The sequence below is a fragment of the Streptomyces sp. NPDC051913 genome (genome assembly GCF_044593635.1).
Taxonomy (GTDB): domain Bacteria; phylum Actinomycetota; class Actinomycetes; order Streptomycetales; family Streptomycetaceae; genus Streptomyces.
In genome coordinates this window covers 327,681-339,678 of sequence record NZ_JBIUCI010000006.1, presented here as the reverse complement: position 1 = coordinate 339,678, position 11,998 = coordinate 327,681, and the positions used below count along the sequence as shown (strand labels likewise).

Below are 11,998 nucleotides of genomic sequence, written 5' to 3'. Positions count from 1 at the left end.
GGGTGTGCGGGGAAGTTTTGGGGGTGGGGTCAGACGGTCTTGGTGTCGGCCGTCGCGGCCTTCAGCAGCCGCAGTTTCGGCGCCGGACCCGTCTTGCCGCCGCGGCTGTGCAGCGAGCGGGCCGCGAAGTCGCCGGCGAACTGGATCAGCGAGATGACGACCGCGAGGATCGCCACGGTGATCCACATGAGCTGGGTCTCGAAGCGCTGGTAGCCGTAGCGGATGGCGATGTCGCCGAGGCCGCCGGCGCCGACGGTGCCGGCCATGGCGGAGTAGCCGATCAGCGCCACGATCGTGGTCGTGGTGCTGGCGATCAGGGAGGGCAGCGACTCCGGTACGAGGACCTTGCGGACGATGGTCCAGGTGTTGCCGCCCATCGACTGCACGGCCTCGACGAGCCCACCGTCCACTTCACGGACCGCCGTCTCGACCAGCCGCGCGAAGAACGGGATGGCGCCGATGGCGAGCGGCACGATCGCGGCCTCGCGGCCGATGGTGGTGCCCGTGATGGAGCGGGTGAAGCCCATCAGCGCGACCATCAGGATGATGAACGGCATCGACCGGGCGACGTTCACGACCTGCCCGATGACCTTGTTGGCGACGACGTTCTGGAGAAGTCCGCCCCGGTCCGTGAGGACGAGGAGAACGCCGAGCGGAAGGCCGCCCACCACGGCGATGACGGTGGACCAGCCGACCATGTAGAGGGTGTCCCAACACGCCTGGGACAGCAGGGGCTGCATCTCGGACCAGGTCACTTGGCACCTTCCTTCACCAGCAGGTCTTCACCGACGACATCGATCTGGAGGCCCTGCTCGCGCAGGAAGCCGACCGGCACGACGTTGTCCTCGTAGCGGCCGGGCAGTTCGATGCGCATCCGGCCGACCTGGAGACCGCCGACGGTGTCGATGGCGGCACCGAGGATCGAGATGTCGATGTTGTAGGTGCGCGACAGCTGGGAGATGACCGGCTGGGTCGCGGCCTCGCCGTGGAAGGTGACGTCGACGACGGTGCGGTCGGCGCCGGTGGCCTCGCCGCCGACCGGGAAGAGCGCGGTGGCGAGTTCGGAGCCGGGGGTCGCGAGCAGCTCGCTCACCGTCCCGGACTCGACGATGCGGCCGTTCTCCATGAGGGCGGCGGAGTCGCAGATCGACTTCACGACGTCCATCTCGTGGGTGATGAGCAGGACGGTCAGACCCAGCTGGCGGTTGAGGTCGCGCAGCAGCTGGAGGATGGAGCGGGTGGTCTCCGGGTCGAGGGCGCTGGTGGCCTCGTCGGAGAGCAGGACCTTGGGGTCGCCGGCCAGGGCGCGGGCGATGCCGACACGCTGCTTCTGGCCGCCGGAGAGCTGGGCCGGGTAGGCCTTCGCCTTGTCGGCGAGCCCGACGAGGTCGAGCAGCTCCAGCGCCTTGCGCGAGCGCTCCTTGCCGGACCTGCCGAGGATCTCGAGAGGCAGCTCGATGTTGTCCTGGACGGTCCGGGAGGACAGCAGGTTGAAGTGCTGGAAGACCATGCCGATACGGCTGCGCGCCTCGCGGAGTTCCTTGCCGGCCCGCGGGCCGCGCCCGGCGAGGGCGGTGAGGTCCCGGCCGGCGACGGTGACCGTGCCGGCGGTGGGGCGCTCCAGCAGGTTGACGCAGCGGATGAGGGAGGACTTTCCGGCGCCGGACTGGCCGATGACGCCGTAGACCTCGCCTTCGCGGACGTGGAGATCGACGCCGTCGAGGGCGGTGACCTCACGGCCGCGCGAGCGGTAGACCTTGGTCAGGCCCGAGGTGGTGATCACTGGGATTCCATCACTGTCGAGTTCGTACGCGGGCGTGGGTGTGCCCTGGTACGAGAGGAACGGGTGTGCGCGGGGCAGCACGGTCACGTACGGCGGGGCCGGTACGGACATGCCACAGCTGCTCGCTTCGGGGCGCGAGGCTCAGGGGGTGGTGCGGGGGCCCTCTAGAAGGCGCACATTCGACACATACAGCGAGCACCGGGCGTCATGGTCGCCTCGGTCGCAAAGGTGCGGTCGCTCGTCGTGGTCATGGAATCAGTAAAGCAGACGTATGGTCCTTACCAACCGCCGCTGTCCGCATGATGGACAGCGGCGGACAGGTGTCACGGGCGGGTGGAGATCTCCACACCGGCCGCCGTGACCAGGGCGGACAAGGCCGAGAGGTTCTCGATCACCAGGTCGGCCGCCAGCTCGTGGGCCTGGTGGGTTGTGGTCAATGCCACGGTGGTCATTCCGGCGGCGCGTCCGGCCGCGAGGCCCGCGGGGGCGTCCTCGAAGACGACGCAGTCGGCGGGGTCGACGCCGAGTTCGCGGGCCGCGAGGAGGTAGGGCTCGGGGTCGGGCTTGCCGCGGGTGATGTCGTCGGCGGAGACGAGGGTCTTGGGCAGGATGCCGACGGCGTCGAGGCGGGCCTCGGCGAGCCGGCGGGTGGCGGAGGTCACGACGGCCCAGCGGTCGGCGGGCAGTGAGGCGAGGAAGTCCCGGGTGCCGGGCAGCAGCTGGACACCGTCGTTGGGCACGTCCTCCACCTCCAGCCTCTCGATCCGCGCGACGGCCTCGGGCACGATCTCGGCGGGCAGCAGATCGGCGGCTATCTCGACGGCCGGCCGCCCGTGCAGCTCCACGCGCGCGAAGTCCTCGGCCGTGATGCCGTACTCCTCGGCCCACTGCCGCCAGCAGCGGTCCACGGAGGCGAGGGAGGAGACGAGGGTCCCGTCGTTGTCGAAAAGCATGGCCTGTGCACGGATCTTCATGCCGTCGACCCTACGGGGTCGCACCGACCACTCGAACCCTGCTCGATTCTCGCTGCACGGGACGTCGAGGCGAGGCCGGGGGCGACCCCGGCCGGTCTTCCGCTCCGTAATAGGGTCGCCCCATGCTTGATGCCCTGACGCTCGTGACCGGCGTCGCCGCGCTGCTGCTCGCCGCCTGGTGCGGCTGGGCCGCCTACCGTGATCAGCCGACGAAGGACTGGCACTTCATCGGGATGGGCGTGGTGTCGCTGCTGGCGCTGGTCCAGCTGGTCGTGGGGATCGTGCAGCTGGCCCGCGGCGAGAAGCCGGAGCAGGGGACGACGATCTTCGTGGCGTATCTGGTGGGCGCGTTCGCGTGCGTCCCGGCGGCGGGGCTCATGTCGCTGACCGAGCGCTCGAAGTGGGGCTCGGTGACGGCGGCCGCGGGCGGTGTGGTGCTGGCCGTGCTGGAGGTGCGGCTCTATGACATCTGGGGAGGCTGACGTGACGGCGACGGAGGAGAAGCCGGCGCGGCTGATCAGCGGGCCGGGGATGCTGCTGGTCTGGCTGTACGGGGTGATGGTGGTCGGCGCGGTGTCGCGCTCGGCTTACCAGATCGCCACCGAGTTCGACCGCGCACCGCTGGCCTACTCACTGTCCGCCTTGGCGGGGCTGGTCTACGGGTTCATCACGTACTCGCTCGTCCGGGGTGGCGAGACGGCCCGCAAGGCGGCACAGGTGTGCTGCGCCGCCGAGCTCGCGGGTGTGCTGATCGTCGGTACGTGGACGCTGGTGGAGCCGTCCGCCTTCCCCGACGCCACCGTGTGGTCGGACTTCGGCATGGGATACGTCTTCATCCCGGTGCTGCTGCCGCTGTCCGCCCTCTACTGGCTGCGGAGGGCGGGTAACGCCACCGCTACGCGGTAGCCGCGTACGTCCCCGCCGGCTTCTCCAGGACGATCATGGGTACGCCGTCCGCGCCCTTGGACGTGCCCACCGCCTCGTAGCCGACCTTGCGGTACAGGCGCAGGTTGCCCTCGCTGCGGTGGCCGGTGAAGAGGCGGAACCGGGTGGCGCCGCGCTCCTCGGCCAGGGCCGATTCGGCCGCGCGCAGCAGCCGGGCGCCGATGCCGTGGCCCTGGAGACGGGGGTGGACGCAGAGCTTGCCGATGGCGGCCGAGCCGTCCTCGGTGACATGGCCGCGGACCGAGCCAACGACCTCCTCGCCGAGCCGGGCCACGAAGACGCAGTCCGAGGCGACCTCCTCACGGACCGAGTCCAGGCTCTGGACGAGCGGGTCGATGCGGTAGTTGCCGTACAGCGCCGCCTCGCTCTGGAAGCACAGGTACTGCAACCTGAAGATCTGCTCCGCGTCCTGCACGGTCGCCGCAGAGATGGTCACGCTCATGCCCATGTGCGCACGCCTCCCGCTCACCTGATCGCCTGTCGTCCCTCACTCCTATCCCCGCGCTCCGCGGGCCGCAACCTCCGGTGTGAGCAAACGACGCAGACATCCCAGGCATCTGGAACGTTCCGGACCGAGACTGCCCTGTGAGATACCCAACTCCCCCGCGATTTCCCGGTAGGTGAGGTCCATCGGGGAGAGCAGCGCCTCAAGGAGCCGGGGACAGCGGCCCGGCAGACGGCGTACGGCGTCCCGCAGCGCCCGGCGCCGGGCGGCCGCCAGAGCATGGTCCTCAGGACTGCGACCGGCGTCGTCCGCGGGTTCCGTCTCATACGGCCGTTCGAGGCGCGTCGTACGACGGGAGCGGCGCGCCTCGGAGCGGACCGCCCGGCGGAGCCAGCCCGGCGGGTCCACGGGCGGACCGTCGGTGTCGAGGCGCTCCAGGAGGCGGAGCCAGACCGCCTGTTCCAGGTCGCCGGGTTCGGCACCGGAGGCGTGCGCCTCCGCAAAGGCCTCGGCGGTGAGCAGCGGGCGCAGGGCGGTGAGCAGGTCGTGCGGCGGTGCGGTGACCGGGTCGTGCGGCGGGGTGGTGATCAGGTCGCGCGTCATACGCCTCACGACGCGGCCGTCCGGGCGGCGGGTTGCCCGGACGGCCGGCTGTCACCCCAACCGGGGCCGGGGGCTCACCGGTTGACGAAGTCCGCGCGGGCCAGCAGGCCGGTGTCCGGGTTGTCGGTGAAGACACCGTCGATACCGGTGGCGAAGTACGTCCTGTAGGCGCCGAAGACATCGCCGTAGGCGTCGGCGTCGGTGCCCTTGCGGAAGCTCGTCGGCAGGAACGGGTTCTCGTTGCGCATGGTGTAGGGGTGGAGGATCAGGCCCACCTTGTGCGCGTCGGCGACCAGGGTGGTCGGGCTGGTGAGGTCGCCGTTGGCGTCCTTGGGGATGACGAGGTCGAGGGTGGGGCCGATGCCCTGGGCGTATCCGGCGATCTCCCGCAGCCCGGCGGGCGTGATCAGGTCGGCGACCGTGCGCGGGTCGCCCGTCTCGACGAAGTCCCAGGGGCGGCTGGTCGCGGAGGAGAGCAGCACGACCAGCGGGTTGTCGACCAGCCGGTTCAGGCGCTGGATGCTGGTCGGCTCGAAGGACTGGAGGATGACCGGCGCGTTGCGGCCGTCCTTGCCGTGCTTGCGCAGCAGCTTGGCGACCCGCTCCTCAAGACCGAGACCCAGCTTGCGGAAGTAGGTGGGGTGCTTGGTCTCCGGGTAGATCCACACCTGCCGGCCGCGCTTGCGGCTCTGCTCGTCCTGCCACTTCAGGACCTCTTCGAAGGTGGGGATCTCCCAGCGGCCGTTGTAGAGGGTGTTGTGCGGGCGGTTCGCCGGGATGCGCTCGATCGCGCGCAGGGTCTTCAGCTCGGCGAGCGTGAAGTCCTCGGTGAACCAACCGGTGACGGAGACACCGTCCAGGACCTTCGTCGTCCTGCGGTCGGTGAACTCCTTGTGGTCCGCGACGTCCGTCGTCCCGCCGATCTCCGGCTCATGACGGCAGACCAGGTGACCGTCCCTGGTGGGCACCAGGTCGCCGGCCTCGACGACATGGGCGCCCAGGTCGAGGGCGAGCTGGTACGACCCGAAGGTGTGCTCGGGCCGGTAGCCGCTGGCGCCCCGGTGCCCGATGATCGTCGGCACGGGCAGGCTGCTCAGCCCGCCGCCGTGCCGCGCTCCGGCGGCCTCGGCGGTCCCGGCGGCCTCGGCGGCTCTCGCCGTGCCGGACAGGCCGAGGACCGCTCCCCCGGCACCGAGCACGGCCGCGCCGAGCAGCGCCCGCCGTCCGGTTACACCCGTCTGCCCGTCCACGGCCTGAGAATCCTGCGATCCCATGAGCGCCCTCCTTGCGTCGGCTCGTCACTGCGGGCCGATCGTAGGTGCGTGTACATGACCGCGGGGAGACCCGGGGCGGAACACGCGGGTGACGCGGGATGTCGTCCATGAGGCAGGAGTTGACGGCCCATCAGGCCCTGGGCGCGATGTCCGTCACATCATGGCCGCCAGGTTACGACCGGTATTCGGCGCGCCGCCGCAGGTAAACCCGCGTCAACACTGCGTAAGACCTCGGTGAACCCGATGTGCAAGACCCCCCGGGCCGCGAGTATCGTCCTCACCTGCACAGACTTAGACCGATTCCCTTGACACCGGAGGGCCCGTTGTCCCGCTTCGCGCTCATCAAGGCAGTGCTCGGACCGATCATGCGCCTGATGTTCCGCCCACAGGTGGAAGGCGCGGAGCACATCCCCGGAGACGGTCCGGTCATCCTGGCCGGCAACCACCTCACCTTCATCGACTCGATGATCCTTCCGCTCGTCTGCGACCGGCAGGTGTTCTTCATCGGCAAGGACGAGTACGTCACCGGCAAGAGCCTGAAGGGCCGGCTCATGGCGTGGTTCTTCACCGGCGTCGGCATGATTCCGGTGGACCGGGACGGTGGCCGTGGCGGCGTCGCCGCTCTGATGACCGGGCGGCGGGTGCTGGAGGAGGGGAAGGTCTTCGGTATCTACCCCGAGGGGACGCGGTCGCCCGACGGGCGGTTGTACCGGGGGCGTACCGGTATCGCGCGGCTGACGATGATGACGGGGGCGCCTGTGGTGCCGTTCGCCGTCATCGGCACGGACAAGTTGCAGCCGGGGGGCGCGGGGATGCCGCGCCCTGGGCGGGTGACTGTTCGGTTCGGTGAGGCGATGGAGTTCTCCCGGTACGACGGGATGGACCGGGACCGGTATGTGCTGCGGGCTGTGACGGACTCCGTGATGACCGAGGTCATGCGGTTGTCGGGGCAGGAGTACGTGGACATGTATGCGACGAAGGCCAAGGAAGCGGCGTAGTTTTCCGGCTGCGGGTGCGTTGTGGTTGCTCGCGCAGTTCCCCGCGCCCCTTAGGGTCGGCCGTCCAGACGTTGGTTTCGCAGCAGGAACCAGGCCGCGCATGCCGTGGCGAGCAGTACTGCCGCTCCTGCTCCCGCCGCGATCGTCAGGCCGTCCACGAAGGACTCTCTCGCCGACGCCAGTAGTGCTTGCGCCTGCTGCGTCGGCATTCCCGCCGCTGACTCCACCGCTGCTCCCAGCGACTCATGGGCGCCCTCCGGTGTGCCCGCCGGAGCCGTGAAGCCCCTGTACACGCCGGTCACGATCGAGCCCAGTACGGCGATGCCCAGGGCCGCGCCCAACTCGTACGCCGTCTCTGAGACCGCCGACGCCGAGCCGGCCTGTTCCTTCGGGACGCTCGACAGGATGACGTCGGCGGTGACCGTGAAGGAGAAGCCGGCGCCGATGCCTACGACCAGCAGGGCCGTGCCCAGCAGCGGGTAGCCGGTGGACTGGTCGATGACGGTCAGCGAGGCCAGTGCCACGCCTACCGCCGCCAGGCCGCCGGAGACCACCGCGCGGACCGACCAGCGGCGGGCCGCCCAGCCCGCGATCAGGCCGGCCGCCACCGCGCCCACGGCCGCGGGGAGTTCGGCCAGGCCCGCCTCCAACGGGCTTCGGCCCTGGACGAGTTGCAGATACTGCGAGAGGAAGAAGACCAGGCCGGACAGGCCGAGGATGGTCAGCAGGTCGGCGAGGACCGCCGCGCTGAAACCGCGGTTGCGGAACAGACGCATGTCCAACAGGGGTGTCGGCAGGGTCAGTTGGCGGTGGACGAACCAGTACAGGGCCCCCGCGCCGAGTGCGCCGACGCCGAGGATCGCCCAGCCGAAGCCGTGCGTGGCCGTCTCCTTGACCGCGTACACCACCGCGATCATGCCGACCAGGGACAGGCCGACGCTGATCAGGTCCCACGGGCCCGGGTTCGGGTTCTTCGACTCCGGCAGCAGCTTGATGCCGACGAGGACCAGGACCGCCATCACGGGCAGGTTGATCAGGAAGACCGAGCCCCACCAGAAGTGTTCGAGCAGGAAGCCACCGGCGATCGGACCGATCGCGGTGCCCGCGGAGGCCGTCGCGCCCCAGATGCCCACGGCGAGACTGCGTTCCCGCGGGTCGTGGAAGAGGTTGCGGATCAGGGCGAGGGTCGCCGGCATGAGGGTCGCGCCCGCGACGCCCAGAAGGGCGCGCGCGAGGATCATCATCTCCGGTGTCGTGGCATAGGCGTTGAGGACCGATATCGCGCCGAACGCGGTCGCTCCGATGAGGAGGATGCGCTTGCGGCCGATGCGGTCGCCCAGGCTGCCCATGGAGACGAGCAGACCCGCGATGACGAAGGAGTAGACGTCGCCGATCCAGAGGAGCTGGGAGCCGGTCGGGTTCAGGTCCTCGCTGATGTAGGGGGTCGCGAGACCGAGGACGGTCGCGTCGACGGCCACCAGCAGCACGGCGAGCACGAGGACGGACAGCGCGAGCCAACGGCCCGGACGCTTGGTCACCGCCTCGGTCGTGGTCGCCGGCCGCAGGGTGCTGGTCATGATTCCTCTCTCGGATGGTCGTGATGACGTAGTGCACCGCCGAGCAGCAGCTCGGCGATCATGTACGTGAAGTCCTTCGCCGCCACGCGGCCCTCCATCACCGCCCAGGCGCCAGAGGCAAGCAGGCCGTACAGCGCCTCGGTGAGCCAGGCCGGGGTCAGGTCGATGCGGAACTCGCCGGCCGCCTGACCGCGTCGGAAAAGGGCCGCGATGCGCTCGTCGATGCGGGTCCAGCCGGGGTTCTGCCCCTCCCCCTCGAACAGCTGGTTCTCGGTGTAGAGGAAGGCGAGCAGGGAGGCGGCCGGTTCGATCTCGCGGACGAGGCGGTGTACGGCGTCCCGCGCCGGGCCCTCGTCGAGCCGGGCCGCGTCCAGCGCGGCCTCGCACTCCTCGATGCCGAGCGCCTCAAGTGCCCGCACGAGCGCGTCGCGCCCGGCGAAGTGCCGGTGCAGGGTGGCCCGGCTGATCCCCGCGGCCTTGGCGACCTCGTCCATGGTCGCGGTGGACTTGCGGGTCAGCAGGGCCGCGGCACTGCGCAGCACATGAGCTCGGTCGACAGCCATGAGACAACCATAACCCATGTGAGACATCAATGTCTCACAGTAGGCGTGAACGTCTCATGCGCGTGGTGCTGAGCAGGGGTTCTGTTGTCTCAGTGCCAGGGCAGGCTGCCGCGCTTCTCCCAGTACTCCCGCGGCTCCTCCGTCAGCTCGGCGAGGCGCGCGAGCTGGTCCTCGTCCAGGTCCACGACGGCCGCGTGCAGGTTGGAGGCCAGCTGGGCGGTGGTCGCCGCCCCGGACAGGACGACCCCGGCCCACGGCCGGCGCAGGACGAGGGCGAGGGCGACCGCGTCACAGCCGAGAGACGTCTCCTCGGCCACGGCCTTCAGGGCGTCCGGCGCGTGCGGGCCCGCGAGCCTGCCGTTGGCCATGCCCTCCTTGACGATCACCGTGAGCCCGGCGTCGTGCGCCTCGGCGAGCGCGGGGGCGGCGGAGGTCTCCAGGGCGTTGTACGTCGACTGGACGGTACGGAAGAGGGGCGCGCCGTCGACCGTCACCTCCAGGGCGGCCCGGATGGCGTCCGCCTGGGCGGGGCCGCTGGTGGAGAAACCGATGCTGATGCCGTTGGCGGCGGCCTCGGCGAGCTTGGCGTGGAGTTCCTTGTCGGTGAGGGCCGGGCTGTCCGGGGTCACCGAGTGGATCTGGTAGAGGTCCAGATGGTCGCCGAGGAGCTCGGCGGTTTCGCGGCGCTGGCGTTCGTAGGTGTCGAGGCCGTGGTCCTTGACCTCGTGCTTCTCGGCGTCCGTCGTCCAGGCGGCGGTGTAGGTGTAGCCCCATTTGCTGCCGATGACCACGTCGTTTCGGCCGGGGTCGGCGTTGAGCCAGTCCGCGAGGAACTCCTCGGAGCGGCCGTAGGAGCGGGCGGCGTCGAAGTAGCGGACGCCTTGGGCGTAGGCGGCGTCGAGGAGTTCGTGGGTGCGGGCGCGCAGCGATTCGACGCTGCGGTTCTCCGCGAGGCCCAGGTCTTCGTCGCGGCCCAGGTTGATGTAGCCGGGGCGGCCGACGGCCGCGAGGCCCAGTCCGATGTGGCAGGTGGGGGTGGTCGCTGTGGCCAGGCGGGCGAAGGGCATCGCGGGCTCCGTTGGGTCGGCTCAAGGCTGTTCCCAACCTAACCCGCGATGACCTTCGGTTCAGAGCTCGGGTGGTGCGGTTCGCTGTGCGAGTGCGGGTGGTTCGTGGTTGCTCGCGCAGTTCCCCGCGCCCCTGGCGGCGCTGCCCCTAGCGCTTCTTCGCAGTGGCCCCGGCGTGCTGAGCCTCCACGTTCGCCTTCACCTCCGCCAGCTGGATCGCCACCGCGCTCGGGGCCGTGCCACCCCTGCCGTTGCGGGAGGCGAGGGCGCCCTTGACGTTGAGGACCGTACGGACCTCCGGGGTGAGGTGGGTGGAGATCTTCGCGAACTGGTCGTCCGTCAGTTCGTCGAGTTCCTTGCCCTCGGCCTCGGCGGCCTTGACGCACTCGCCGGCGACCTCGTGGGCGACGCGGAACGGGACGCCCTGCTTGACCAGCCACTCGGCGATGTCGGTGGCGAGGGAGAAGCCGGCCGGGGCCAGTTCCTCCATGCGCTCGCGGTTGACGGTGAGGGTGGCCATCATGCCGGTGAAGGCGGGGAGGAGAACCTCCAGCTGGTCGCAGGAGTCGAAGACCGGCTCCTTGTCCTCCTGGAGGTCACGGTTGTAGGCGAGGGGCAGCGCCTTCAACGTCGCCATCAGACCCGTCAGGTTGCCGATCAGGCGCCCCGACTTGCCGCGCGCCAGCTCCGCGATGTCGGGGTTCTTCTTCTGCGGCATGATCGACGAGCCGGTGGAGAACGCGTCGTGCAGGGTCACGAAGGAGAACTCCTTCGTGTTCCAGATGATGATCTCCTCGGCGATCCGGGAGAGGTTCACGCCGATCATCGCGGTGATGAAGGCGAACTCCGCGACGAAGTCACGCGAGGCGGTGCCGTCGATGGAGTTGCCGACGCTGCCGTGCTCGAAGCCGAGGTCCTTCGCCACCGCCTCCGGGTCCAGGCCGAGGGAGGAACCGGCCAGGGCGCCCGCGCCGTAGGGCGACACGGCCGTGCGGTCGTCCCACTGGCGCAGCCGCTCGGCGTCCCGGGAGAGCGCCTGGGCGTGGGCCAGCACATGGTGGGCGAAGAGGACCGGCTGGGCATGCTGGAGGTGGGTGCGGCCGGGCATCGCCACGTCCGCGTGAGCCTCGGCGAGACCGATCAGGGCGTCCTGGAGGTCGGCGATGAGGCCGCCGATGATCCGGGCGTGGTCCCTCAGGTACATCCGGAAGAGGGTGGCCACCTGGTCGTTGCGGGAGCGGCCGGCGCGGAGCTTGCCGCCGAGGTCGGGGCCGAGGCGCTCCAGGAGGCCGCGCTCCAGGGCGGTGTGGACGTCCTCGTCGGCGATCGTGCCGACGAAGGAACCGGCGGCGACGTCGGCCTCCAGCTGGTCGAGTCCGGCGATCATGCGCTGAAGCTCGTCCTCGGTGAGGAGCCCCGCCTTGTGCAGCACGCGCGCGTGGGCACGCGAACCGGCGATGTCGTAGGGAGCCAGCCGCCAGTCGAAGTGCACGGACGCGGACAGCTTGGCCAGGGCCTCGGCGGGACCGTCGGCGAAACGGCCGCCCCAGAGCCGGACGTCACCGCTGTTGCTGCTCACTTGCGTTGCTCCTCATCGCCGCATTCAAGGTTATGCATGAGTATGCAGACCACTGCATGATTCGTCAATCTGACGTGTTTTTGGGGTTCCCTTTGAACATGGGAAACCGCTTGCTCGTACCTCCCCCCGAACGCAGGCGCCGCGTTTGTACACACGACGAACACCACGACACTCCCGACCCTTGTGAGGC

Annotated in this window: 13 protein-coding genes; 3 read left to right on the top strand and 10 right to left on the bottom strand. The window is 69.9% G+C overall.

Annotation, left to right across the window (positions count from 1 at the left end):
* Window positions 1-29: 29 nt before the first annotated feature.
* The 3 genes from ACIHIX_RS20870 to ACIHIX_RS20860 all read right to left on the bottom strand — a co-directional run bounded on the left by ACIHIX_RS20870 (window position 30) and on the right by ACIHIX_RS20860 (window position 2,757).
* Window positions 30-755 carry a methionine ABC transporter permease gene (locus ACIHIX_RS20870; protein ID WP_079311824.1) on the bottom strand — a complete coding sequence of 242 codons (726 nt, stop codon included), beginning with the start codon at window positions 753-755 and terminating at the stop codon, window positions 30-32.
* A complete protein-coding gene (locus ACIHIX_RS20865) occupies window positions 752-1,783 on the bottom strand; it encodes a methionine ABC transporter ATP-binding protein (protein WP_399958582.1) in 1,032 nt (343 codons plus the stop codon). The genes ACIHIX_RS20870 and ACIHIX_RS20865 overlap by 4 nt, the downstream gene beginning before the upstream one ends.
* A 323-nt stretch (window positions 1,784-2,106) precedes the next feature.
* A complete protein-coding gene (locus tag ACIHIX_RS20860; RefSeq protein ID WP_399958130.1) occupies window positions 2,107-2,757 on the bottom strand; it encodes an HAD-IA family hydrolase in 651 nt (216 codons plus the stop codon).
* A 122-nt stretch (window positions 2,758-2,879) separates the two neighbouring features.
* On the opposite strand from ACIHIX_RS20860, the gene ACIHIX_RS20855 reads away from it, so the two are divergent.
* On the top strand, window positions 2,880-3,239 hold the full coding sequence (locus tag ACIHIX_RS20855) for a hypothetical protein (protein WP_109500094.1): 360 nt from the start codon (window positions 2,880-2,882) through the stop codon (window positions 3,237-3,239).
* 1 nt (window position 3,240) lies between these two features.
* Entirely contained in the window at window positions 3,241-3,663 is a 423-nt protein-coding gene (locus ACIHIX_RS20850; RefSeq protein ID WP_399958126.1) for a hypothetical protein, read from the top strand.
* On the opposite strand, the gene ACIHIX_RS20845 is transcribed toward ACIHIX_RS20850, so the two are convergent.
* The 3 genes from ACIHIX_RS20845 to ACIHIX_RS20835 all read right to left on the bottom strand — a co-directional run bounded on the left by ACIHIX_RS20845 (window position 3,653) and on the right by ACIHIX_RS20835 (window position 6,024).
* Window positions 3,653-4,150 carry a GNAT family N-acetyltransferase gene (locus ACIHIX_RS20845; protein WP_329341235.1) on the bottom strand — a complete coding sequence of 166 codons (498 nt, stop codon included), beginning with the start codon at window positions 4,148-4,150 and terminating at the stop codon, window positions 3,653-3,655. The genes ACIHIX_RS20850 and ACIHIX_RS20845 overlap by 11 nt on opposite strands.
* A 45-nt stretch (window positions 4,151-4,195) precedes the next feature.
* Window positions 4,196-4,750: an RNA polymerase sigma factor gene (locus ACIHIX_RS20840; RefSeq protein ID WP_399958123.1), complete on the bottom strand. Its 555-nt coding sequence runs from the start codon at window positions 4,748-4,750 to the stop codon at window positions 4,196-4,198.
* A gap of 74 nt (window positions 4,751-4,824) precedes the next feature.
* The gene (locus tag ACIHIX_RS20835) at window positions 4,825-6,024 is read right to left on the bottom strand and encodes a glycerophosphodiester phosphodiesterase (protein ID WP_399958120.1); all 1,200 of its coding nucleotides are present in this window, start codon (window positions 6,022-6,024) and stop codon (window positions 4,825-4,827) included.
* Between the two features lie 323 nt (window positions 6,025-6,347).
* On the opposite strand from ACIHIX_RS20835, the gene ACIHIX_RS20830 reads away from it, so the two are divergent.
* Complete coding sequence (locus ACIHIX_RS20830; RefSeq protein WP_399958579.1) at window positions 6,348-7,022, top strand: lysophospholipid acyltransferase family protein; 675 nt, start codon at window positions 6,348-6,350, stop codon at window positions 7,020-7,022.
* A 50-nt stretch (window positions 7,023-7,072) separates the two neighbouring features.
* Here the strand turns inward: ACIHIX_RS20830 and ACIHIX_RS20825 are convergent, their stop codons facing one another.
* The 4 genes from ACIHIX_RS20825 to argH all read right to left on the bottom strand — a co-directional run bounded on the left by ACIHIX_RS20825 (window position 7,073) and on the right by argH (window position 11,808).
* On the bottom strand, window positions 7,073-8,599 hold the full coding sequence (locus ACIHIX_RS20825) for an MFS transporter (RefSeq protein ID WP_399958117.1): 1,527 nt from the start codon (window positions 8,597-8,599) through the stop codon (window positions 7,073-7,075).
* Window positions 8,596-9,162 (bottom strand): TetR/AcrR family transcriptional regulator, encoded by a 567-nt coding sequence (locus ACIHIX_RS20820; protein WP_399958114.1) that lies wholly within the window; start codon window positions 9,160-9,162, stop codon window positions 8,596-8,598. The genes ACIHIX_RS20825 and ACIHIX_RS20820 overlap by 4 nt, the downstream gene beginning before the upstream one ends.
* Window positions 9,163-9,251: 89 nt before the next feature.
* Complete coding sequence (locus ACIHIX_RS20815; RefSeq protein ID WP_399958112.1) at window positions 9,252-10,229, bottom strand: aldo/keto reductase; 978 nt, start codon at window positions 10,227-10,229, stop codon at window positions 9,252-9,254.
* 148 nt (window positions 10,230-10,377) lie between these two features.
* Window positions 10,378-11,808, bottom strand: coding sequence for an argininosuccinate lyase (gene argH, locus ACIHIX_RS20810; protein ID WP_399958109.1), 1,431 nt, complete (start codon window positions 11,806-11,808; stop codon window positions 10,378-10,380).
* Window positions 11,809-11,998 lie beyond the last annotated feature (190 nt).

Coding starts and splice junctions, on each gene's coding strand:
- ACIHIX_RS20860 (WP_399958130.1), bottom strand. CDS start 2,757: ATGAAGATCCGTGCACAGGCCATGCTTTTCGACAACGACGGGACCCTC.
- ACIHIX_RS20855 (WP_109500094.1), top strand. CDS start 2,880: ATGCTTGATGCCCTGACGCTCGTGACCGGCGTCGCCGCGCTGCTGCTC.
- ACIHIX_RS20845 (WP_329341235.1), bottom strand. CDS start 4,150: ATGGGCATGAGCGTGACCATCTCTGCGGCGACCGTGCAGGACGCGGAG.
- ACIHIX_RS20840 (WP_399958123.1), bottom strand. CDS start 4,750: ATGACGCGCGACCTGATCACCACCCCGCCGCACGACCCGGTCACCGCA.
- ACIHIX_RS20835 (WP_399958120.1), bottom strand. CDS start 6,024: ATGGGATCGCAGGATTCTCAGGCCGTGGACGGGCAGACGGGTGTAACC.
- ACIHIX_RS20825 (WP_399958117.1), bottom strand. CDS start 8,599: ATGACCAGCACCCTGCGGCCGGCGACCACGACCGAGGCGGTGACCAAG.
- ACIHIX_RS20820 (WP_399958114.1), bottom strand. CDS start 9,162: ATGGCTGTCGACCGAGCTCATGTGCTGCGCAGTGCCGCGGCCCTGCTG.
- ACIHIX_RS20815 (WP_399958112.1), bottom strand. CDS start 10,229: ATGCCCTTCGCCCGCCTGGCCACAGCGACCACCCCCACCTGCCACATC.